Here is a 20,011-nt window from a genome sequence, read left to right as displayed (position 1 = left end):
AGCGGGGAGTTGCCCCCTCGCGACACCAAGTCATACCGAATAAGTAGGTAACCCTATGGGTCCGTCACGCGTCTAACCGGGCGCGGGGCGGACCCGTGTGGTCCGTGGTGCGTCCGACGGGGGGCGTTGGCGGCGGGCCTGTGTGCGCAGGGCGGGGAGGGCAGGGAGTTGACGCAGAGCGATGTGCGGGGGGAGGTGCCTGCGGTCGAGGACACGATGTCCCTCGCACCGAAGGCACCTGACACGCCGGGCGGATCCGGCGGCGGGCGTCGCAAGGACGGCTCGGGCGGTGGCGCGGGCGACGGCGCGAAGGGCGGCCGGCGCCAGCGCGCACGGCGTGCGCTGCGCTGGTCGGCGGCCGTGCTGTCGGTGGTGATCCTCGGTACGGCCGGTGCCGGTTACCTCTACTACCAGCACCTGAACGGCAACATCCAGAAGGGCCGGCGCGACATCGGCGACGCCAAGGCGCGCAAGACCGCGGCCAACGCGGCCGGCCAGACTCCGCTGAACATCCTGCTGATCGGCTCCGACAGCCGTAACTCCGACGAGAACGTGAAGCTCGGCGGCGCCAAGTACGACCGGGGCAGCCCGCCGCTCGGCGACGTGCAGATGCTGATCCACCTGTCGGCGGACCGGAAGAGCGCGGCGATGGTGAGCATCCCCCGGGACACCCGCGTCGACATCCCCAAGTGCACCGACCCGGCGACCGGCAAGGTGTACCCGGCGACCAACACCATCATCAACGAGTCGCTGGCCCGGGGCGGCGCCGGCTGCACGCTGGCCACCTGGGAGAACCTCACCGGGGTCTACATCGACCACTGGATCACGATCGACTTCGCGGGCGTGGTGAACATGGCGGACGCCATCGGCGGGGTCGACGTCTGTGTGAACCAGAACGTGTGGGACCGGCCGACGGCCGCGGTGCCCGGCGGCTCGGGGCTGAAGATGACGGCCGGCACGCACAAGGTGCAGGGCGAGAAGGCCCTGCAGTGGCTGCGCACCCGGCACGCCTGGGGCAGTGACCCGCTGCGGGCCAAGGCCCAGCACATGTACCTCAACTCGATGATCCGCACGCTGAAGGGGCAGAACGTCTTCACCGACACCGGCAGACTGATGGACCTGGCCGAGGCGGCCACCAAGTCGCTGACGGTCTCCGAGGAGATCGGCACCCCGAAGAAGCTCTACGACCTGGGCATGCAGCTCAAGTCGGTGCCGACGGACCGGATCACCTCGCTCACCATGCCGAACGTCCAGGACCCGCAGAACAGGGACCACCTGGTGCCGGACGGCACCAACGCCGACAAGATGTGGCAGATGCTCCGCGACGACGTGGCGTTCGACAAGAACGGCAAGAGCGAGAAGAGCGAGAAGGCCTCGGACGCGGCGAAGCAGACCGAGGCGACCAAGGAGCCCTCCGTCTCCGCCGGCCGGCTCGGCGTCCAGGTGCGGAACGCGACCGGCTCCGCCACCGAGGCCGCGGTCCCCGGCCGGGCCCGGACACTCGCCCAGGAACTGGCCGCCAAGGGCTACACACAGGCCTCGGCGGACACCTCGGCGGTCGCCCAGTCGGTGGAGAAGACGGTCGTGGAGTACCCGAGCGCGGACCTGCAGGGCGACGCCCAGGGGGTCGCCAAGGCGCTGGGGATCCCCATGAGCCAGGTGAAGCAGAGCACCGATGTGTCCGGCGTCACGCTCGTCGTCGGAACCGACTGGCGGGACGGCGCGGCGTACCCGAAGCAGTCCGCGCCGAAGGCCGGTGACCTGCCCGACAACGCCGACGCCATCAACGGCTCGGACACCAAGCAGTGCATGGACGTGTACGCGCCCTATCGCTGGTGACGGGCACGATCGGGCGGTTCCCACAGGTCCGCACAGGTACGCACAGGTGAGTCCTAGACGCCTGCATGACACTGCCGCCGTGCTCAGAGGAGCCCGGAGTCCCGGGCGCGGCGGCAGGTGTGAGCGGGAGGGCGGGCAGTGGTGCGCAGCAGTGTGCGGGGGGAGATGTCGGATGTGGTCTCCGCGGTCGAGGACACGATGCCCCTCACGCTCCGGACCGACGACGACGGCGGGCAGGACGGCGGACGGCGTGGGAACGGCGACCGCAGACGCCGCAGACGCCGTGTCGTGCGCTGGACGGCGACGGTGCTGACCCTGGCCCTGGCCGGCACCGCCACCGCCGGGTACCTGTACTACGAGCACCTCAACAGCAACCTCAAGAAGGAGACCCTGAACATCGGGGACTCCAAGGACCGCGCCACCAAGACCAAGGCGAACGCGGCCGGGCAGACCGCGCTGAACATCCTGCTGATCGGCTCCGACGCCCGGGACACCGCCGAGAACCAGAAGCTGGGCGGCGCCAAGGACATCGGCACCGCCGCCCGCGCCGACGTCCAGATGCTGCTGCACGTCTCGGCCGACCGCACCAACATGTCGGTGGTGTCGATGCCCCGCGACACGCTGGTCTCCATCCCCAAGTGCACCGACTCGAAGACCGGCAAGGTCTACGCGGCCACCGCCGACACGATGACCAACGCCTCCCTGGAGCGCGGCGGCCCCGGCTGCACGGTGGCCACCTGGGAGAAGCTCACCGACATCCACATCGACCACTTCATGATGGTCGACTTCTCGGGCGTGGTGTCCATGGCGGACGCGATCGGCGGGGTGCCGGTGTGCGTGGACGCCAACATCTACTCGCACACCTCCACCGGGCACGGCTCGGGCCTGAAGCTGAAGAAGGGCACCACCGCCGTCAAGGGCAAGCAGGCCCTGCAGTGGCTGCGCACCCGCTACGGCTTCGAGGACGGCAGCGACATAGCCCGTACCAAGGCCCAGCACATGTACATGAACTCGATGGTCCGCCAGCTGCGCTCCAACGCCACCCTCAGCAACCCCGACAAGCTCCTGGGGCTCGCCGAGACCGCCACCAAGGCGCTCACGGTCGACACCGGCCTCGGCACGGTCACCAAGCTCTACGACCTGAGCAAGGAGCTGAAGAAGGTCCCCACCAACCGCATCACCATGACGACGATGCCGTGGGTCTACTCCTCGGACGGCAACCGCGTCCTGCCCAAGCCCACCGACGCGGACAAGCTGTGGCGGCTGGTCCGCGAGGACATCGCGCTGGACGGCAAGGACAAGAAGAAGACGACGACCGCGACGAAGGTCACCGACAAGGCGGCGGCCGACGACAAGATCGCCGTCCAGGTGCAGAACGGCACGAGGAGCAGCAGCGAGAGCGCGGTCACCGGCCGGGCCGCCGCCGTCACCGCGTTGCTGGTCGGCAAGGGCTTCACCGAGGCGGCCGCCGACGCCTCGGCGCTGCTGAGCGAGGACCGCACGCTGGTGCGCTATCCGAGCGCGGACCTGGCGGGCGACGCCCAGCGGGTGGCGAAGGCGCTGGACATCCCCACGAGCCAGGTGAAGAAGTCCACGGACGTCTCCGGGGTCACGCTGGTGGTCGGCGCCGACTGGCGCTCGGGCAGCAAGTACACCGCCGCCGACGACACCACCCCGGCCTCGGCGAGCGCCCTCAACGCCTCGGACACCAAGGCGTGCATGCACGTCGACCCGGACTACACCTGGTAGTCCGGGCCGTACGGGGGCCGGTGCTCAGCGGGAGGCGGAGCTGAGCACCGCGGGACGACGGGACGCGATGACCCGCTTCGCCAGCGACCTGGGGCTGGTCAGGAAGCCCCAGCCCCACGTCATGTGCATGGTGGCGAGGGCCAGGGGGATCCGCAGGCGCGCCTTGAGCGGCAGCCCCTTGCCCGCCGGGACGGACCCGGCGACGATCGCCGCGAGATAGCCGCCCGGTATCACGAACCCGAACGGGGTGACCAGGGCGCCCACCACGACCCCGGCCGCCATCGCGCACAGCGCGGTCGGCGGGGCGAGGTAGCGCAGGTTGATGGAGCCCTCGTGGTAGCGGGCGACGACGTGCCGCCAGCGGCCGTAGTCCTTGTACTGCTTGGCGAGGGCCCGCACGCTCGGCCTGGGGCGGTACGACACCCTCAGCTCCGGCGAGAACCAGATCAGCCCGCCGGCCTCGCGGATCCGGAAGTTCAGCTCCCAGTCCTGGGCGCGGATGAACTCCTCGTTGTAGCCGCCCTGTTGCTCCAGGGCCTCGCGCCGGAAGACGCCGAGGTAGACGGTGTCGGCGGGGCCGGCCTCGCCGCCCGTGTGGAAGGCCGCGTTGCCGACGCCGATCTTCGAGGTCATGGCCGCGGCGACCGCGTGCTCCCAGTCGTTCTCGCCCTCGGCGTGCATGATGCCGCCGACGTTCTGGGCGCCGGTCTCCGCCAGGAGGCGGACGGCGGTGGCGATGTAGTTCGGGGAGAGCATGCCGTGGCCGTCGACACGGACCACGATCGGGTGCCGGGACGCCTTGATCGCGGCGTTCAGCGCGGCCGGGGTGCGGCCGGTCGGGTTCGGGACGGTGTGCACGCGGGGGTCTTCGGCCACGAGCTCGGCGGCGATCTCGTCCGTGCGGTCCTTGGACGGACCGAGGGCGATGACGACCTCCAGCTCGCCGGCGTACTCCTGCGCGAGGATCGCTTGGACGGCCCCGCGCAGATGCCGTTCCTCGTCGAGGACGGGCATGATCACGGAAACTGCGGGGTGCCGCACGTCGGGCTTGGCGTTCATAGGGGGCTCACGTTACCGCGAACGGGGGACACCGGTGCGCGCCGCCGGGGCCGTAGCGCGGGCTGAAGGTCGTATCGGCCTACCGTGCTCATGGATCCCACGTACGGCCTCGTCCGGAGGTGTCCTTTGGCCGCCAGCCCGCCCCGGTCCCCCGCCCGGCCCGCACGGCCGCAGCGCAGACCGCAGCCCACCCGTCAGGCCCCGCGGCCGCCGGTACGACCCATGAGGCCCCGGCGGCCGCGCTGGGCCATGCGGGCGGTGACCACGCTCTCGGTGGTGGTGCTGGCGTCGGCCGGGATCGGGCACTCGGTGATGGCCAGCCTGGACGCGGACATCGCCCGGGTCGACCCGTTCAAGGACATGAAGAACCGTCCCGCCGCGGGTCACGGCATGAACGTGCTGCTGGTCGGCACCGACGGCCGCGACCAGGTCACGGAGCGGGAGCGGCGCAAGTACCGCCTGGGCGGGGCGCCCTGCCACTGCACCGACACGATCATGATCGTGCACATCTCGGCGGACCGGGAGCGGGCGACGGTGGTCAGCCTGCCGCGCGACTCGTACGCCGAGGTCCCGCCGCACGTGGACGAGACGACGGGACGGCAGCACGCCGCGCATCCCATCAAGCTGAACGCGGCCTACGCGGAGGGCGGCCCGCAGCTGACGGTCCGCACGGTCGAGGACATGACGCATCTGAAGATCGACCACTATCTGGAGGTCGACTTCATCACGTTCATGCGGACCGTGGACGTGCTCGGCGGGGTCCGGGTCTGCACCGCCCAGCCCCTGAAGGACTCCTACACCGGCCTCAACCTCTCCCCCGGCACCCACACCCTCAACGGCGGCCAGGCCCTGCAGTACGTCCGGGCCCGGCATGTCGACGGGGCGAGCGATCTGGGGCGGATGAAGCGGCAGCAGCGGTTCCTGGCCGCGCTGATCGAGCAGGTGTCGGCGAACGGGGTGCTGCTCAACCCGATCAGGTTCCGGGACGTGACCCGGGCGGTGCTCGGTTCGGTGCGGGCCGACACGGGGTTCGGCACGGACGAGCTGCTGGACCTCGGGCGGGCGATGCGGAACTTCTCGCCCTCCTCGTCCGAGTTCACGACCGTGCCCATCGGGCAGCTGGCGTACCCCGTGAAGGGCATCGGCTCGACGCTGAAGTGGGACCGGGCCCGGTCGGACCAGCTGTTCCGGTCCCTGCGCGACGACCGGCCGCTGGAGCCGCCGGCACCGCCGAAGCCGAAGCCGCGCGGTCCGGTGCCGGCCACCGTGGAGGTGGCGCCGGCCCAGATCCGGGTCCAGGTGGAGAACGGCACCGGGACGGCGGGGCTCGCACGGCGGATGGACGCGGCGCTGGCCGCGACGGGCTTCGCGACGACCCACCAGCCGGTGACCGCCCCGCGGCACGACGTACGGCGGACGGTGATCTCCTACGACCCCCGCTGGGACCGTTCGGCGCGGTCGCTTGCGGCGGCACTGCCGGGGAGTGAGGTGCGGGCGGTGCGGGGGATGGGGCCGGTGTTGCGGGTGACGACCGGGGCGGACTTCAAGGGACAGGTCCGCACGGTGCGCGCGGACGATCCGGCGCCGCAGGGGGCCGCTGCCGTTGTGCGGGGCGACGAGTCGGTGTGCTGAGCGTGGTGTCTCGGGTGCGGGTGAGTGGGGGCTGGTCGCGCAGTTCCCCGCGCCCCTAAAGGGGCGCAACCGGCACCGCCCTCGCTCAGTCCTCGAAGCCCTCGGCGATGCGGCGCTCGCGCAGTTCTCTGATCTCCCGGCGCCGCGCCAGCCGGTGGGTGCGCCTGATCTGGGCCTCCTGGTAGCGGCGGCGGTCGTTCTCGGTCTCGGGTACCACCGGCGGCACCCGGCGCGGCTTGCCGTCCGCGTCCACCGCCGCGAAGACCAGGTAGGCCGAGCCGACCTGGGTCGCCGGGGCCGACTCGTTCCAGCGCTCGGCCAGGACCCGCACGCCCACCTCCATGGAGGTCCGGCCGGTCCAGTTGACCTGGGCCTTGACATGGACCAGGTCGCCGACGCGGACCGGCTCCAGGAACGCCATCTCGTCCATGGACGCGGTGACGGCGGGACCGCCCGAGTGCCGGCCGGCGACCGCGCCCGCCGCGTCGTCGACGAGCTTCATGATCACACCGCCGTGCACCGTGCCGAGGAGGTTGGTGTCGTTGTGGGTCATGATGTGGCTGAGGGTGGTCCGGGACGCGGACGTCGGCTTGCCGGGTATGTCGGGTTCCGCCTCGGGGGCCTGGTCTGTCATGGCCCCCACCTTATGCCGAAGCGACATTCGCGGAATTTGTGTCGGGTTCGCAACAGCGGTGACCTGATTTTCCGACGACCCTTGTAACGGGCACCACCGCTGCCTGCACACTGGGGCCCATGAGCGAATGGCCCCAGGAATGGTCGAACGACAGCCGCGGCAACCGGTACGGCCGCGGCAGCGCCGGCGCGCAGCCTGAGGGCGCCCGCGTGATGCGCCAGGTACGGCGCGGAGATCCGTCGGCACCGCCGTACGGCGGCCCGCAGCAGGGCGGCGGTTACGGCGGGGTCCCGCAGCAGCCGTCGTACGGCAACGCGGGCGGGTACGACGGCGGCGGCGGGTACGACGACGGGTACGACAGCGGCTACAACACGGGCCAGGTCTACGGCGGCGGCCCCGGGGGCGGGGGACCCGGCGGCGAGTACGAGCGTGGACCGCGGCCGGCTCCGAACTGGCGCAAGCGGATCAAGTGGACGGCGATCGTCGTCCTCGGTGTGGTGATCGTCACCTCCGTGTCGACCTACTTCTGGGCCGACTCCAAGCTGCACCGGGACGTCGACCTGTCGAAGGTGATCGACCGGCCCGCGGCCGGCGACGGCACCAACTACCTGATCGTCGGCTCCGACAGCCGCCAGGGCCTGTCCGACGCGCAGAAGAAGGCGCTGCACACGGGCTCCGCCGAGGGCAAGCGCACGGACTCGATGATGATCCTGCACGTCGGCGACAGCGGCGACACCCTGATCTCACTGCCGCGTGACTCGAACGTGGAGATCCCGTCGTACCAGGGGTCGACGTCCGGCAAGGTCTACAAGGGCACCGGCCGGACCACGAAGCTCAACGCGGCGTACGCCGAGGACGGTCCGACCCTTCTGGTCCGCACGGTCGAGTACAACACCGGGCTGCACATCGACCACTACGTCGAGATCGGCTTCGCCGGCTTCGCGAACATCGTGGACGCGGTCGGCGGGGTCACCATCGACATCGACAAGGGCTTCAAGGACAAGTACTCGGGCGCGGACTTCAAGGCGGGCAAGCAGACCCTGAACGGCGAGGAGGCCCTCGCCTTCGTCCGCACCCGGCACGCCTTCGCCGCGTCGGACCTCCAGCGCACCAAGAACCAGCAGAAGTTCCTGGCGGCGCTGGCCCACCAGGTGGCCACCCCGGGGACGATCCTGAACCCCTTCAAGCTCTACCCGACGCTCGGCGCTGGCCTGGACTCCCTCACCGTCGACAAGGACATGAGCCTGTGGGACCTGGGCTCGATGTTCTTCGCGATGAAGGACGTCAACGGCGGCAACGGCGTCTCGATGAACATGCCGATCTCCGGCTCCACCGGAGGCAACCTCGTCTGGGACAAGGCGAAGGTGAAGACCCTGGTCGACGAGTTGAACAACGACCAGAAGGTCACCGTCTCCGGCAACTAGCGAACGGCTGGGCCGTACCGGCGGCGAGCAGTGCCACATGGGGAAGGGCCAGGCGCCCTTCCCCATCGGCGTATCCGGCGGCGAGCCGCTCGTACTCCTGCCTGATCCGTACGACCGTCCCCGCCTCCTGCGAGGTCAGCACCAGTCCGACGGTGGCCACCCCGCCGGCGGCCCCGCCCCACCACTCGTCGAGCCCGGCCCGGTGCTCCCACTCCAGTTCCGTGGCCTCGGCACGGCGGAACCCGGCCTCCGCGAGCAGCCCCGCCAGGCCCTCGGCGGTGCGCGGGAAGTCCTCCGCCGGATCGAGGCGGGGCAGCCGCGCCGGCGGTACGGCGCCGCCCGCCGCGCAGGCCTGCCCGAGCAGTTCCTGGCCCGCCCCGCGCCGGGCCGCCCAGGTCGTCACGGCGAGCCGGCCGCCCGGGCGCAGGACGCGGTGGAGTCCGGCGAGGGCGGCCCGGGGGCGGCCGAGGTGGTTGAGGACGAAGTTGCCCACGACGGCGTCGAAGGTGGCGGCGGGGAAGGGGAGTTCGGGCAGGACGGCGACGCGGGCGTCGACTCCGCGCTCGCGGGCCGCGGCCACCATGCCGGCGTCCGCGTCCACCGCGGTCACCCGGGCACCGCGGGCCAAGGCCGCCAGCGCCGCCGTGCCCGTTCCGGTGCCGACGTCGAGGAGCCGTGTCCCCTCGGTGACGCCCGCCGCGTCCAGCAGGGGGGTCACGGGGTGGGCGCACAGCCGGGCGAAGCTGTCGGCGTACGCGGCGGCCCGGCCGGCCCACATGGCCCGCTCGGCGGCGTCGAAGGTGTCGGCGGTCATGGGGCAAGCGTGCCGGGTCATACGTCGAGGGCACCCGGGCGGGGTGCCCTCGACGGGGTTCAGCGGGGTGTCACATGGAGACGCCCGCCATCGAGCGGCACATCTCGGCGCAGCGGCGACACGCCTCCGCGCAGCGCTTCATCTGTGGGTCGTCCGGCATGGTCATACACGCCTCGGCGCACATGTCGCAGGCCTTGGCGCACATCGCGCACATCTCGGGCGAGAGCGGCGAGCGCCGCATCATCATGTCGGCGCACATCCGGGTCATCTCGGAGCAGTCCATCAGCGCGCGCATGATCCGCATGTGGGCGGGGCCGCCCTCCATGGACATGCAGGAGCTCATGGTCTCCTCGCACATCGTGTGGGTGGCCATGCACATGTTGACGCATTCCTGCATCTGCTTGGACATGGCCGTCATGGGTCCGGTCTGGGTCATGGCTCCTCCAGGGGAGGGGGAGGGCCCGGGGCGGGCCCCGTTCGCTTTCGTTCCTAAGCCCGACCGGCCGGTAGTGCCATTCGGGGCGGCCATGGAAAAGGCGCCCCGAGGGGCGCCTCTTCGCCGGATGCCGGTGCGGTTACGGCAGGTTGCGGGCCATGACGATCCGCTGGACCTGGTTGGTGCCCTCGTAGATCTGGGTGATCTTCGCATCGCGCATCATGCGCTCGACGGGGTAGTCACGGGTGTAGCCGTAGCCGCCGAGCAGCTGGACGGCGTCCGTGGTGACCTCCATGGCGACGTCGGAGGCGAAGCACTTGGCCGCCGCGCCCTGGAAGGTGAGGTCGGCGTCGCCGCGCTCGGAGGCGGCCGCGGCCTGGTAGGTGAGGGCGCGGGCGGCGGTGATCTTCATGGCCATGTCGGCGAGCATGAACTGGATGCCCTGGAAGTCGGCGATCGGCTTGCCGAACTGCTTGCGCTCCTGGACGTAGCCCTTGGCGTAGTCGAGGGCGCCCTGGGCAACACCGAGCGCCTGGGCGGCGATGGTGATCCGGGTGTGGTCCAGGGTCTTCATCGCGGTGGCGAAGCCGGTGCCCTCGGCGCCGATCATGCGGTCGGCGGGGATGCGGACGTTGTCGAGGTAGACCTCGCGGGTCGGCGAGCCCTTGATGCCGAGCTTCTTCTCCGGGGCGCCGAAGGAGACGCCCTCGTCGGCCTTCTCGACGACGAAGGCGGAGATGCCCTTGGTGCGCTTGTCCGGGTCCGTCACGGCCATCACCGTGTAGTAGTCGGAGACGCCCGCGTTGGTGATCCAGCGCTTCACGCCGTTGAGGACGTAGTGGTCGCCGTCGCGGACCGCCTTCGTCTTCATGCCGCCCGCGTCGGAGCCCGCGTCCGGCTCGGAGAGGGCGTACGAGAACATCGCGTCGCCCTTGGCGAGCGGGGTCAGGTACTTCTTCTTCAGGTCCTCGCCGCCGGAGAGGATCACCGGGAGCGAGCCCAGCTTGTTCACGGCCGGGATGAGGGAGGAGGAGACGCAGGCGCGGGCCACCTCCTCGATCACGATGACCGTGGCGAGCGCGTCGGCGCCGGCCCCGCCGTACTCCTCGGGGACGTGCACCGCGTGCAGGTCGTTGGCGACCAGCGCGTCCAGCGCCTCCTGCGGGAAACGGGCCTCCTCGTCGACCGCGGCGGCGTACGGGGCGATCTTCGCCTCGACCAGCGCGCGGACGACGTCACGGAGCATGTCGTGCTCCTCGGACGGGCGGTACAGGTCGAAGTCAGCCGATCCGGCCAAGGTCTCTCACTCCAGACGCAGTGGTGCTGACGCTAATTACTGTTAAGTAACTCAAAGTTTAGAACGCGGCCCACGGATAGGTCACGTGAGCTTGGCGACAGCGGGAAAGTTGCCCGGAAGACGGCCCGGTTATGCTCGGGCCGCAGCCCGCACCACCGTCCCCGAGCTGGAGCATCCATGAGCCTCAAGATCACTGTGATCGGCACCGGCTATCTCGGCGCCACGCATGCCGCGGCCATGGCCGAGCTGGGCTTCGAGGTGCTCGGTCTCGATGTCGTGCCCGAGAAGATCGCGATGCTGGAGCGCGGCGAGACCCCGATGTACGAGCCGGGCCTCGACGAGCTGCTGCGCAGGCACGTGGCCGGCTTCGAGGGCTCCAGCGGGCGGCTGCGCTTCACCACCGACTGGGCCGAGGTCGGCGCCTTCGGCGATGTCCACTTCGTCTGTGTGAACACCCCGCAGAAGCACGGCGAGTACGCCTGCGACATGTCGTACGTCGACTCCGCGATCGCGTCGCTGGCCCCGCATCTCACCGAGCCCGCGCTGGTCGTCGGCAAGTCGACGGTGCCGGTCGGTTCGGCGGAGCGGCTGGCCGCGTACCTCGCGGAGCACGCGCCCGCCGGGGCCGATGCGGAGCTGGCCTGGAACCCGGAGTTCCTGCGCGAGGGCTTCGCCGTGAACGACACGCTGCACCCCGACCGGATCGTGGTCGGCGTGCGCAGCGAGCGTGCGGAGAAGCTGCTGCGGGAGGTGTACGCGACGCCGGTCGGCGAGGGGACGCCGTTCGTGGTGACCGACTTCCCGACGGCCGAGCTGGTGAAGACGTCCGCGAACTCCTTCCTCGCCACGAAGATCTCGTTCATCAACGCGATGGCGGAGGTGTGCGAGGCCGGCGGCGGTGACGTGGTGAAGCTGGCGGAGGCGATCGGGTACGACGACCGGATCGGGAAGAAGTTCCTGCGGGCCGGGATCGGGTTCGGCGGCGGCTGTCTGCCGAAGGACATCCGGGCGTTCATGGCGCGCGCCGGTGAGCTGGGTGCCGACCAGGCGCTGACCTTCCTGCGCGAGATCGACTCCATCAACATGCGGCGCCGGGGGCAGATGGTCGAGATGGCCCGGGAGGCGCTGGGCGGGGGGTCGTTCCTCGGGAAGCGGGTCGCGGTGCTCGGCGCGACGTTCAAGCCGGACTCGGACGACGTGCGGGACTCGCCGGCGCTGAATGTCGCCGGGCAGATCCATCTGCAGGGCGGGCAGGTGACGGTGTACGACCCGAAGGGGATGGAGAACGCTCGGCGGCTGTTCCCGACACTTGGCTACGCCGTCAGCGCCGGGGAGTGTGTGCGGGGCGCCGATGTGGTGCTGCATCTGACGGAGTGGCGGGAGTTCAGGGAGCTGGATCCGGCGGTGCTGGGTGCGGGGGCCGCGGCGAAGGTGATTCTCGACGGGCGGAACGCGTTGGATCCTGAGGTCTGGCGGCGGGCCGGGTGGACGTATCGGGCGATGGGGCGTCCGACCGCGTGAAGGTGCGGGTGAGTGGGGGCTGAGCGCGCAGTTCCCCGCGCCCCTTTCGGGGCGCTCCAGTGCGGGGCGCTTCGAAGAACTGGGGGCGCTTCATAGACATAGGGCCAGGCGACACCGGTTCGGCCGAGGCTCAGTCGGCCGAACCGGTGTCTTGTTGCATTCTGCACCACTGGGCACTTGCGTCGCGGGGGAACTGGCTGTGTGTTACGTGTCCTTGGCGCGGTAGCGGCGCATCTTGGCGCGGGCGCCGCACACCTGCATCGAGCACCAGCGGCCGCGGCCGGCGGGGCTGCGGTCGTAGTAGGCCCAGTGGCAGGTGTCGGCCTCGCAGGCCTTGAGGCGGGTCCAGGTGCCCTCGACCAGGGACGTGGCCACGGCGGCGGCGATCCGGGAGAGGAGCGGGGCCGTGTCGGCGGGGGCGAGGGTCGCCGAGCCGTCGAGGGGGTCGACGGCGAGGTACAGGGGGGCGTGGGCGAGGAGTTCGCCGAGCGGGGTGACCTCGCGGTGCGGGGGGTGGCCGGCGTGCGCGAGGAGGGTGGCGCGCAGGGACTCGCGCAGGTCGCGGGCGGCGGGGAGCCCGGCCTCCGTGATGCCGAGGCGCGCCCGGCCGTCCGGCGTGTCGAGGGTGTCGGCGCCCGACTCCAGGTCCACCGTGTTCACCAGGGCCTCGACCAGGGCCAGGCCGCCCGGCGCGGGCGATCTCTCACTCATGCCTGCAAGTTACCTCCGCAATTCCCTTGCGACGTTACCTCCACTGCGGGAGCATCAGGTAACCGTTACCGGTTACCTCTCCTTAAAGGTAACTCTCGATCGCGAGGAGGAAGTCATGGCTCTCGCCAAGCTCGGAGTCGTCGTCCTGGACTGTCCCGACCCGTCCGCGCTCGCCGGTTTCTACGCCGGGGTGCTGGGCGGCAGCGTCGAGGGGGACGGGGACTGGGTGGACCTGGCGGTGCCCGGCGGGCAGGCGCTGGCGTTCCAGCGGGCGCCCGGGTTCGTGGCGCCGCAGTGGCCCGCGCCCGACGACTCCCAGCAGCTCCATCTGGACCTGACGGTGGAGGACCTGGACACGGCCGAGCAGGGGGTGCTGGAGCTGGGCGCCAAGCCGCTGGACGCGGCGGACCGGGCGCGCGGCTTCCGGGTCTACGCCGACCCGGCGGGTCATCCCTTCTGCCTGTGCCGGGCCTGACGACCGGCTGACGGGCCCGGTCAGGCGTCCGCGTCGGCCGGGCGGGGCGGCTGGTTGGGCTCCCTGCGGCGCTGGGTGGCGCGGGCGGTGAAGTCGGCGCTGCGCAGCACTCGCTGGACGTTTCCCCAGGTCAGCAGGGAGATTTCGGCCTCGGACCAGCTGCGTCGGAGCAGTTCGGTGATCAGGTGGGGGTAGCGGGAGGTGTCGGCGAGGTCGCGGGGGTGGGTGGCGCCGGAGTCGTAGGTGCCGGACAGGGCGACGCACTCGGGTCCTGCCACCACGCGGATGTGGTCGAGGTGGTCGGCGACGTCCGGGACGGTCGGCCCGGTCTGCTCGGCGGACAGCGGCACCATGCACAGGCCCCGCTGCTCCCCCAGCCGCACCAGCAGTTCGTCGGAGAGGTTGGCGGGGTGCGGGCGCAGGGACGCGGCGGCGGAGCGGGTGCACAGGACCGGCGTCTTGGAGAGGGCGAGCACCCGGGCGAGGGTGGCCTCGGGGGCGCCGGACAGGTCGGCGAGCACGCCGAGCCGGTTCATCTCGCGGATGACCTCCTCGCCGAACCGGGTCAGCCCCTCCCGGCCCGCCCAGGCCACGTCGGTCAGGGTGAGCACGCGCAGCCCCAGGGACTGCAGGACGCGCAGGATGCCGAGGGAGTCGTCGAGGGCGGCGGCGGAGGCCGGGCCGAGCACCACGGCGACCCGGCCGCAGTTGCGGGCGTCGATGACCTGTCCGGCGGTCCGCACCAGACGCAGCCCCTCCGGATGCGTCTCGACGACCCGGCGCGCCAGGTCCAGCTGCTCCAGCGTGGCCCCCACGGCCCGGCCGCCGCGCTCCGCCTCCGGTACCCGCAACGACCAGAACAGCGCGCCCACATGCCCCTCGCGCAGCCGGGGCACGTCCGTGTCCACGGCCGTCTCGCCCAGCTCCAGGTCGTACCAGGGCAGCGGGGCGAGCGCCCGGGGCAGCTCGCTGTAGCCGTCCGCGACCGGATGCACGGCCAGCAGGGCGTGGGCCCGCTCCAGGAGTTCGGCGCCGGACGCCGCCGGGAACGGGAACGGGTCGTCCGGGAGGCAGTCGTCCTCGCCGACCTCGGTCGTGGTGGGGATGTCGTGCTGGAGGTCGGCCATGAAGGGCTCCGTACGTCGTGGTGACCTACGTCGTGAAGGGGCTGTAGCCCACCGTCGCACGCCCGGCCGGGAGGGTTCCTGGTGGATGGTGCGTTCGGGGGTACGGGCCCCGCACGCGGCCCTCCGTACGCCGTCCTCGCACGCGGTTCCCCGCTCAGCTCTCCCGCGCGGCCCTGATGACCTCGTCCAGCGTCTCCCGCGAGCGCACCAGGTCGGCGATCATGCGGTCGATCCGGTCGCGCTCGGCGGCGAGGTCGGCCGCCAGCCTCGGCGTGGCGACGGCCGAAGGGCCGCCGTCCTGGTCCCGCATGCAGGGCAGCAGGTCCTTGATCCGGGTGCTGTGCAGCCCGGCGGCGAACAGCTCCTGGATCCGTACGACCCGGTCGACCGCCGCCTCCGGATAGTCGCGGTGCCCGCCGGACGTCCGGTCGGCCGTCAGCAAACCCTGCGCCCCTGCTCGTCGGAGCAGCGCAGCGACCGCTCGCTCACCGCGGTCCGCCGGGCCAGTTCTCCGATCCGCATGCCGCCCCCGGGAGGACTTGAATCTGACATCAATGTGAGGTTCTACGGTACGCGCCATGACACGGACCACGACGGACTTCCTGGCACCGGCCCGGCTCGGCGGGCTCGAACTCCCCAACCACCTCGTGATGGCCCCGCTCACGCGCAACCGCGCGGCGGCCGACGGCACCCCCACCGACCTCATGACCACGTACTACGCCCAGCGCGCCGCGGCCGGTCTGATCATCGCCGAGGCGGCCACCCCCAACGCGGTCGGCCAGACGTACCCGAACATCACCGCGATCCACACGGACGCGCACACGGCGGGCTGGCGGAAGGTCACGGACGCGGTCCGGGCGTCCGGCGGCCGGATGTTCCTGCAGCTCCAGCACGGCGGCCGGGTCAGCCACCCGGCGACCACCGGGCTGACCCCGGTCGCGCCCTCGCCGGTCCCGCTCCCGGAGACGATCTTCACCCCGGACGGGCACCGCCCGGCCGTCGTGCCCCGCGAGCTGAGCCGGGAGGGGATCCGGTCGACCGTCGCCGACTTCGCCGCCGCGGCCCGCCGGGCGCTGGACGCCGGTTTCGAGGGGGTCGAGGTGCACTCGGCCAACGGCCATCTGCTGCACCAGTTCCTCGCCGCCGGCACCAACCGCCGTACCGACGCCTACGGCGGCTCGGTCGCCGGGCGGATCCGGTTCACGGCGGAGGTGACGGAGGCGGTGGCCGCCGCGATCGGGGCGGACCGGGTGGGGGTGCGGATCTCCCCCGCGAGCACGGTCAACGGCATCGAGGAGGGCGACACCGAGACCCTCTACCCGGCGCTCGTGGCGCGGCTGGCGGAGCTGGAGCCCGCCTACCTGCACCTGGTGCACGCCGACCCGGACGGCCCGCTGTTCCACCGGCTGCGCACGGCCTGGACCGGGACGCTGATCGCCAACCCGGTGCTGCACGACCTCACCACCGAGGAGGTCACCGGGGCCGCCCGGCGCCTGCTGGCCGCCGGGGCCGACCTGGTCGCGCTGGGCCGCCCGTTCCTCGCCAACCCCGACCTGGTCGCCCGGCTGCGCCTCGGCGCGCCCCTCAACCCGGTGCGGGACCGGTACTTCATGTACGTGGGCGGGGCGGCCGGCTACACCGACTACCCCGCCCTGGCCGGTCAGCCGTCCAGCTCGGACAGGGTGGCGTTCGACGGGCCGCGGGTGGCCTGAAGGCCGCGGGCCACGTCCTCCGCCGCGCCCAGCACCCGGACCGCGTTCTGCCAGGTGAGCTTCGCCAGGTCGGCGCGGGACCAGCCGCGGTCGAGGAGTTCGGCGATCAGGTTGGGGTAGCCGGAGACGTCGTTCAGGCCGTCCGGGGTGAAGGCCGTGCCGTCGTAGTCGCCGCCGATGCCGACGTGGTCGATGCCCGCCGCCTCGCGCATGTGGTCGAGGTGGTCGGCGACCGTGGCGGCCGTGGCGATCGGGCGCGGGTGGCTCTCCTCGAAGGCCCGGTGGACCTTCATCGCCTCCTCGGTGGTGTCGAGGTGGTGCAGGCCGTGCGCGCGCATGTTCTCGTCGGCCGCCGCCGTCCAGTCGACCGCCGCCTGGAGCACGAACTTCGGCACGAACGTCACCATCGCCATGCCGCCGTTGGCGGGGAGGCGTTCGAGGACGTCGTCCGGGACGTTGCGGGGGTGGTCGCAGACGGCCCGGGAGGAGGAGTGGGAGAAGATCACCGGGGCGGTGGTGGTGTCGAGGGCGGCGCGCATGGTGGTGGCCGCCACGTGGGACAGGTCCACCAGCATGCCCAGGCGGTTCATCTCCCGCACGACCTCGCGGCCGAACGCGGAGAGGCCGCCGACGTTCGGCTTGTCGGTCGCCGAGTCCGCCCAGTCGTTGTTGTCGTTGTGGGTGAGCGTCATGTAGCGCACGCCCAGCTCGTACAGACCGCGCAGGGTGCCCAGCGAGTTGTCGATCGAGTGACCGCCCTCCGCGCCCATGAGGGAGGCGATACGGCCCTCGGCGCGCGCCGCCTCCATGTCGGCGGCGGTCAGCGCGGCCCGCAGGTCGGCCGGGTAACGGGCGATCAACTGCCGTACGCAGTCGATCTGTTCGAGGGTGGCCGGGACCGCGCCCGGCAGGTCCGAGCGGACGTACACCGACCAGTATTGCGCACCGACCCCGCCCTCGCGCAGCCGCGGGATGTCGGTGTGCAGATGGGCGTTCTGGTGGCCGGCGATGTCTCGGGCGTCGAGGTCGTAGCGGACCTGCTCGCGCAACGCGTACGGCAGGTCGTTGTGGCCGTCGACGACCGGGAACTCGCGCAGCAGGGACCGGGCTTCATCGAGGGACGTCATTGCGTATTGCTTCCCGGAGTCCTACTTGCCGAAGCCGAAGCCGTTCGAGCCCTCGGCCTTGGAACGCAGCCGCTTGCCCTTCTCGGTCGCCTGGTCGTTGAGGTCCTGCTGGAACTCGCGCATCTTCTGCAGCAGGTCCTCGTCGTGCGCGGCCAGGATCCGGGCGGCCAGCAGACCGGCGTTGCGGGCGCCCGCGACCGAGACCGTGGCGACCGGCACACCCGCCGGCATCTGCACGATGGAGAGCAGCGAGTCCATGCCGTCGAGGTACTTCAGCGGAACCGGGACGCCGATGACCGGGAGCGGGGTCACGGAGGCGAGCATGCCCGGGAGGTGGGCCGCTCCCCCGGCGCCCGCGATGATCGCCTTCAGTCCGCGGTCGGCGGCCTGCTCGCCGTACGTGATCATCTCGCGCGGCATCCGGTGCGCGGAGACGACATCGACCTCGTACTCGATCTCGAACTCGTCCAGGGCCTTGGCGGCGGCCTCCATCACGGGCCAGTCGGAGTCCGAACCCATGACGATGCCAACAACGGGGCTCATTCGGTGATCGTGCCTCTCAGGTAGCCGGCAGCGTGACGTGCGCGCTCGAGAACGTCGTCCAGGTCGTCGCCGTAGGTGTTGACGTGGCCGACCTTGCGGCCGGGCTTCACGTCCTTGCCGTACATGTGGATCTTCAGTTTGGGGTCGCGGGCCATGCAGTGCAGGTACGCGGAGTACATGTCCGGGTAGTCGCCGCCCAGGACGTTGACCATCACCGTCCACTTGGCGCGGGGACGCGGGTCACCGAGCGGCAGGTCGAGGACCGCCCGTACGTGGTTCGCGAACTGGCTGGTGATCGCGCCGTCCTGGGTCCAGTGGCCGGAGTTGTGCGGGCGCATCGCCAGTTCGTTGACGAGGATGCGGCCGTCGCGGGTCTGGAACAGCTCGACGGCGAGGTGGCCGACGACCCCCAGCTCCTTGGCGATCCGCAGGGCCATCTCCTCGGCCCGCAGGGCGAGCGACTCCTCCAGCTCGGGCGCGGGCGCGATCACGGTGTCACAGACGCCGTTGACCTGCTGCGACTCGACCACCGGGTAGGCGACGGCCTGGCCGTGCGGGGAGCGTACGACGTTGGCGGCGAGCTCGCGGACGTAGTCGACCTTCTCCTCGGCGAGGACCGGCACGCCGGCCCGGAAGGGGTCGGTGGCCTCCTCCGCGGTCTCGACGACCCACACGCCCTTGCCGTCGTAGCCGCCGCGCACGGTCTTCAGGACGACGGGGAAGCCGTCGCCCTCGGCCGCGAACCGGACCACGTCCTCCGCGTCGGCCACGATCCGGTGCCGGGGGCACGGGATGCCGATCGCGTCGAGCTTCGCCCGCATCACGCCCTTGTCCTGGGCGTGCACCAGCGCGTCGGGACCGGGGCGCACGGGGATGCCGTCCGCCTCCAGGGCCCGCAGATGCTCGGTGGGGACATGCTCGTGATCGAAGGTGATCACGTCGCAGCCGCGCGCGAACTCACGCAGCGTGTCCAGGTCGCGGTAGTCGCCGACGACGACATCGCTCACCACCTGGGCCGCGGAATCCTGAGGAGTGTCACTGAGGAGCTTGAACCTGATGCCCAGCGGGATGCCCGCCTCGTGCGTCATACGCGCGAGCTGACCCCCGCCGACCATGCCGACTACCGGGAACGTCACGCCCCCAGGGTATCGGCCGCGCCGAGTGGCCGGTTTCCCCTCTTGCGAACAGGGCTCTTACCTGACACTTCGGCGTCTCTTGCCCCGCTTTTCCGGTGCTCTTTCCAAGCCGTTTCCGACCTGTGTCGCCATCCACAGGCGTGGGACATACTGGGTCGTTAGCATGGCTGGGTCGCCAATTCCTACGGACGGGAGCCCGCACAACCATGGAACGTGGTTCCTCGGGGCTGCAACGGCTCGTACGCGAGGTCGCCAAATTCGGCGCCGTCGGCGGGGCCGGCATTCTCGTCAATCTCGGCGTTTTCAACCTGGTCAGGCACGTCACCGAACTGCCGGTGGTGCGGGCGAGCGTCATAGCGACGGTCGTGGCCATTGTCTTCAATTACGTCGGCTTCCGCTACTGGACGTACCGGGACCGTGACAAGAACGGCCGTACCAAGGAACTCACCCTGTTCCTGCTGTTCAGCGCGGTCGGCCTGGTGATCGAGAACGGTCTGCTGTACCTGGCGACCTATGGATTCGGCTGGGACAGCCCGCTGCAGAGCAATGTCTTCAAGTTCGTCGGCATCGGCGTGGCGACCCTGTTCCGCTTCTGGTCGTACCGCAGCTGGGTCTTCAAGACCCTGCCGGCCCGCGAGACGGTCGCCGACGCGGAGGCCATCCTGGAACAGGCGGCCGACACCGGGAAGCCCAGGCAGCGGGTCCGCCAGAACTCCCTCGCGGACTAGGACCGGGCCGGACCGGGCGAGACCGGATCGGGCCAGACCGGATCGGA

General features: G+C 71.1%; 18 protein-coding genes and 1 pseudogene. 8 read left to right on the top strand and 11 right to left on the bottom strand.

What is annotated here, in order from left to right; genetic code table 11:
* Positions 1-216: 216 nt before the first annotated feature.
* Both ACGFZS_RS43760 and ACGFZS_RS43755 read left to right on the top strand, forming a co-directional pair.
* On the top strand, positions 217-1,839 hold the full coding sequence (locus ACGFZS_RS43760; protein WP_393799812.1) for an LCP family protein: 1,623 nt from the start codon (positions 217-219) through the stop codon (positions 1,837-1,839).
* A gap of 165 nt (positions 1,840-2,004) precedes the next feature.
* Complete coding sequence (locus tag ACGFZS_RS43755; protein ID WP_393799835.1) at positions 2,005-3,588, top strand: LCP family protein; 1,584 nt, start codon at positions 2,005-2,007, stop codon at positions 3,586-3,588.
* A gap of 24 nt (positions 3,589-3,612) precedes the next feature.
* On the opposite strand, the gene ACGFZS_RS43750 is transcribed toward ACGFZS_RS43755, so the two are convergent.
* On the bottom strand, positions 3,613-4,647 hold the full coding sequence (locus ACGFZS_RS43750) for a glycosyltransferase family 2 protein (RefSeq protein ID WP_393799811.1): 1,035 nt from the start codon (positions 4,645-4,647) through the stop codon (positions 3,613-3,615).
* Positions 4,648-4,737: 90 nt separating this feature from the next.
* Here ACGFZS_RS43750 and ACGFZS_RS43745 point away from each other — a divergent pair, with 90 nt between their 5' ends.
* A complete protein-coding gene (locus tag ACGFZS_RS43745) occupies positions 4,738-6,279 on the top strand; it encodes an LCP family protein (RefSeq protein WP_393799810.1) in 1,542 nt (513 codons plus the stop codon).
* A gap of 85 nt (positions 6,280-6,364) precedes the next feature.
* Here ACGFZS_RS43745 and ACGFZS_RS43740 read toward each other — a convergent pair whose 3' ends face one another.
* Complete coding sequence (locus ACGFZS_RS43740) at positions 6,365-6,940, bottom strand: acyl-CoA thioesterase (RefSeq protein WP_393799809.1); 576 nt, start codon at positions 6,938-6,940, stop codon at positions 6,365-6,367.
* Positions 6,941-7,032: 92 nt separating this feature from the next.
* Between ACGFZS_RS43740 and ACGFZS_RS43735 the strand changes: the two genes are divergently transcribed.
* Complete coding sequence (locus ACGFZS_RS43735) at positions 7,033-8,337, top strand: LCP family protein (RefSeq protein WP_393799808.1); 1,305 nt, start codon at positions 7,033-7,035, stop codon at positions 8,335-8,337.
* Here the strand turns inward: ACGFZS_RS43735 and ACGFZS_RS43730 are convergent.
* The 3 genes from ACGFZS_RS43730 to ACGFZS_RS43720 all read right to left on the bottom strand — a co-directional run bounded on the left by ACGFZS_RS43730 (position 8,318) and on the right by ACGFZS_RS43720 (position 10,884).
* Positions 8,318-9,151, bottom strand: coding sequence for a class I SAM-dependent methyltransferase (locus ACGFZS_RS43730; protein WP_393799807.1), 834 nt, complete (start codon positions 9,149-9,151; stop codon positions 8,318-8,320). The genes ACGFZS_RS43735 and ACGFZS_RS43730 overlap by 20 nt on opposite strands.
* A gap of 70 nt (positions 9,152-9,221) precedes the next feature.
* Positions 9,222-9,587, bottom strand: coding sequence for a four-helix bundle copper-binding protein (locus ACGFZS_RS43725; RefSeq protein ID WP_355717395.1), 366 nt, complete (start codon positions 9,585-9,587; stop codon positions 9,222-9,224).
* A 139-nt stretch (positions 9,588-9,726) separates the two neighbouring features.
* A complete protein-coding gene (locus ACGFZS_RS43720; RefSeq protein WP_359213033.1) occupies positions 9,727-10,884 on the bottom strand; it encodes an acyl-CoA dehydrogenase in 1,158 nt (385 codons plus the stop codon).
* Between the two features lie 177 nt (positions 10,885-11,061).
* Here ACGFZS_RS43720 and ACGFZS_RS43715 point away from each other — a divergent pair, with 177 nt between their 5' ends.
* Positions 11,062-12,405, top strand: coding sequence for a UDP-glucose dehydrogenase family protein (locus ACGFZS_RS43715; RefSeq protein ID WP_393667852.1), 1,344 nt, complete (start codon positions 11,062-11,064; stop codon positions 12,403-12,405).
* Positions 12,406-12,609: 204 nt separating this feature from the next.
* Here the strand turns inward: ACGFZS_RS43715 and ACGFZS_RS43710 are convergent, their stop codons facing one another.
* Positions 12,610-13,116, bottom strand: coding sequence for a CGNR zinc finger domain-containing protein (locus tag ACGFZS_RS43710; protein WP_393799806.1), 507 nt, complete (start codon positions 13,114-13,116; stop codon positions 12,610-12,612).
* 115 nt (positions 13,117-13,231) lie between these two features.
* On the opposite strand from ACGFZS_RS43710, the gene ACGFZS_RS43705 reads away from it, so the two are divergent.
* Entirely contained in the window at positions 13,232-13,591 is a 360-nt protein-coding gene (locus tag ACGFZS_RS43705; RefSeq protein WP_393799805.1) for a VOC family protein, read from the top strand.
* Between the two features lie 20 nt (positions 13,592-13,611).
* Here the strand turns inward: ACGFZS_RS43705 and ACGFZS_RS43700 are convergent, their stop codons facing one another.
* Positions 13,612-14,718, bottom strand: coding sequence for a dipeptidase (locus ACGFZS_RS43700; protein WP_393667847.1), 1,107 nt, complete (start codon positions 14,716-14,718; stop codon positions 13,612-13,614).
* 154 nt (positions 14,719-14,872) lie between these two features.
* Positions 14,873-15,240 (bottom strand): annotated as a pseudogene (locus tag ACGFZS_RS43695) (MerR family transcriptional regulator).
* A 56-nt stretch (positions 15,241-15,296) separates the two neighbouring features.
* Between ACGFZS_RS43695 and ACGFZS_RS43690 the strand changes: the two are divergent.
* Positions 15,297-16,430, top strand: coding sequence for an alkene reductase (locus tag ACGFZS_RS43690; RefSeq protein ID WP_393799804.1), 1,134 nt, complete (start codon positions 15,297-15,299; stop codon positions 16,428-16,430).
* On the opposite strand, the gene ACGFZS_RS43685 is transcribed toward ACGFZS_RS43690, so the two are convergent.
* The 3 genes from ACGFZS_RS43685 to ACGFZS_RS43675 are packed head-to-tail and all read right to left on the bottom strand — an operon-like array spanning position 16,379 to position 19,236.
* Positions 16,379-17,557, bottom strand: a complete 1,179-nt coding sequence (locus ACGFZS_RS43685) for a dipeptidase (RefSeq protein ID WP_393799803.1) — start codon at positions 17,555-17,557, stop codon at positions 16,379-16,381. The two genes, ACGFZS_RS43690 and ACGFZS_RS43685, sit on opposite strands and share 52 nt — an antisense overlap.
* Positions 17,558-17,578: 21 nt before the next feature.
* Positions 17,579-18,076: a 5-(carboxyamino)imidazole ribonucleotide mutase gene (purE, locus tag ACGFZS_RS43680; protein ID WP_359213139.1), complete on the bottom strand. Its 498-nt coding sequence runs from the start codon at positions 18,074-18,076 to the stop codon at positions 17,579-17,581.
* 20 nt (positions 18,077-18,096) lie between these two features.
* Positions 18,097-19,236 (bottom strand): 5-(carboxyamino)imidazole ribonucleotide synthase, encoded by a 1,140-nt coding sequence (locus ACGFZS_RS43675; protein ID WP_393799802.1) that lies wholly within the window; start codon positions 19,234-19,236, stop codon positions 18,097-18,099.
* A gap of 206 nt (positions 19,237-19,442) precedes the next feature.
* On the opposite strand from ACGFZS_RS43675, the gene ACGFZS_RS43670 reads away from it, so the two are divergent.
* Complete coding sequence (locus ACGFZS_RS43670; protein WP_355717357.1) at positions 19,443-19,964, top strand: GtrA family protein; 522 nt, start codon at positions 19,443-19,445, stop codon at positions 19,962-19,964.
* Positions 19,965-20,011 lie beyond the last annotated feature (47 nt).

Source organism: Streptomyces sp. NPDC048288, assembly GCF_043201555.1.
In the GTDB taxonomy this organism is placed as follows: Bacteria; Actinomycetota; Actinomycetes; order Streptomycetales; family Streptomycetaceae; genus Streptomyces.
The sequence above is the reverse complement of the archived record's forward strand: the minus strand, read 5'-3'. Positions and strand labels throughout refer to the sequence as shown.

What these genes read in the sequence shown, in the direction of transcription:
- purE (WP_359213139.1), bottom strand. Translation starts at nt 18,076, where the DNA reads ATGGGTTCGGACTCCGACTGGCCCGTGATGGAGGCCGCCGCCAAGGCC.
- ACGFZS_RS43755 (WP_393799835.1), top strand. Translation starts at nt 2,005, where the DNA reads ATGTCGGATGTGGTCTCCGCGGTCGAGGACACGATGCCCCTCACGCTC.
- ACGFZS_RS43745 (WP_393799810.1), top strand. Translation starts at nt 4,738, where the DNA reads ATGGATCCCACGTACGGCCTCGTCCGGAGGTGTCCTTTGGCCGCCAGC.
- ACGFZS_RS43670 (WP_355717357.1), top strand. Translation starts at nt 19,443, where the DNA reads ATGGAACGTGGTTCCTCGGGGCTGCAACGGCTCGTACGCGAGGTCGCC.
- ACGFZS_RS43750 (WP_393799811.1), bottom strand. Translation starts at nt 4,647, where the DNA reads ATGAACGCCAAGCCCGACGTGCGGCACCCCGCAGTTTCCGTGATCATG.
- ACGFZS_RS43735 (WP_393799808.1), top strand. Translation starts at nt 7,033, where the DNA reads ATGAGCGAATGGCCCCAGGAATGGTCGAACGACAGCCGCGGCAACCGG.
- ACGFZS_RS43725 (WP_355717395.1), bottom strand. Translation starts at nt 9,587, where the DNA reads ATGACCCAGACCGGACCCATGACGGCCATGTCCAAGCAGATGCAGGAA.
- ACGFZS_RS43715 (WP_393667852.1), top strand. Translation starts at nt 11,062, where the DNA reads ATGAGCCTCAAGATCACTGTGATCGGCACCGGCTATCTCGGCGCCACG.
- ACGFZS_RS43760 (WP_393799812.1), top strand. Translation starts at nt 217, where the DNA reads ATGTCCCTCGCACCGAAGGCACCTGACACGCCGGGCGGATCCGGCGGC.
- ACGFZS_RS43740 (WP_393799809.1), bottom strand. Translation starts at nt 6,940, where the DNA reads ATGTCGCTTCGGCATAAGGTGGGGGCCATGACAGACCAGGCCCCCGAG.
- ACGFZS_RS43690 (WP_393799804.1), top strand. Translation starts at nt 15,297, where the DNA reads ATGACACGGACCACGACGGACTTCCTGGCACCGGCCCGGCTCGGCGGG.
- ACGFZS_RS43710 (WP_393799806.1), bottom strand. Translation starts at nt 13,116, where the DNA reads ATGAGTGAGAGATCGCCCGCGCCGGGCGGCCTGGCCCTGGTCGAGGCC.
- ACGFZS_RS43705 (WP_393799805.1), top strand. Translation starts at nt 13,232, where the DNA reads ATGGCTCTCGCCAAGCTCGGAGTCGTCGTCCTGGACTGTCCCGACCCG.
- ACGFZS_RS43730 (WP_393799807.1), bottom strand. Translation starts at nt 9,151, where the DNA reads ATGACCGCCGACACCTTCGACGCCGCCGAGCGGGCCATGTGGGCCGGC.
- ACGFZS_RS43700 (WP_393667847.1), bottom strand. Translation starts at nt 14,718, where the DNA reads ATGGCCGACCTCCAGCACGACATCCCCACCACGACCGAGGTCGGCGAG.
- ACGFZS_RS43685 (WP_393799803.1), bottom strand. Translation starts at nt 17,557, where the DNA reads ATGACGTCCCTCGATGAAGCCCGGTCCCTGCTGCGCGAGTTCCCGGTC.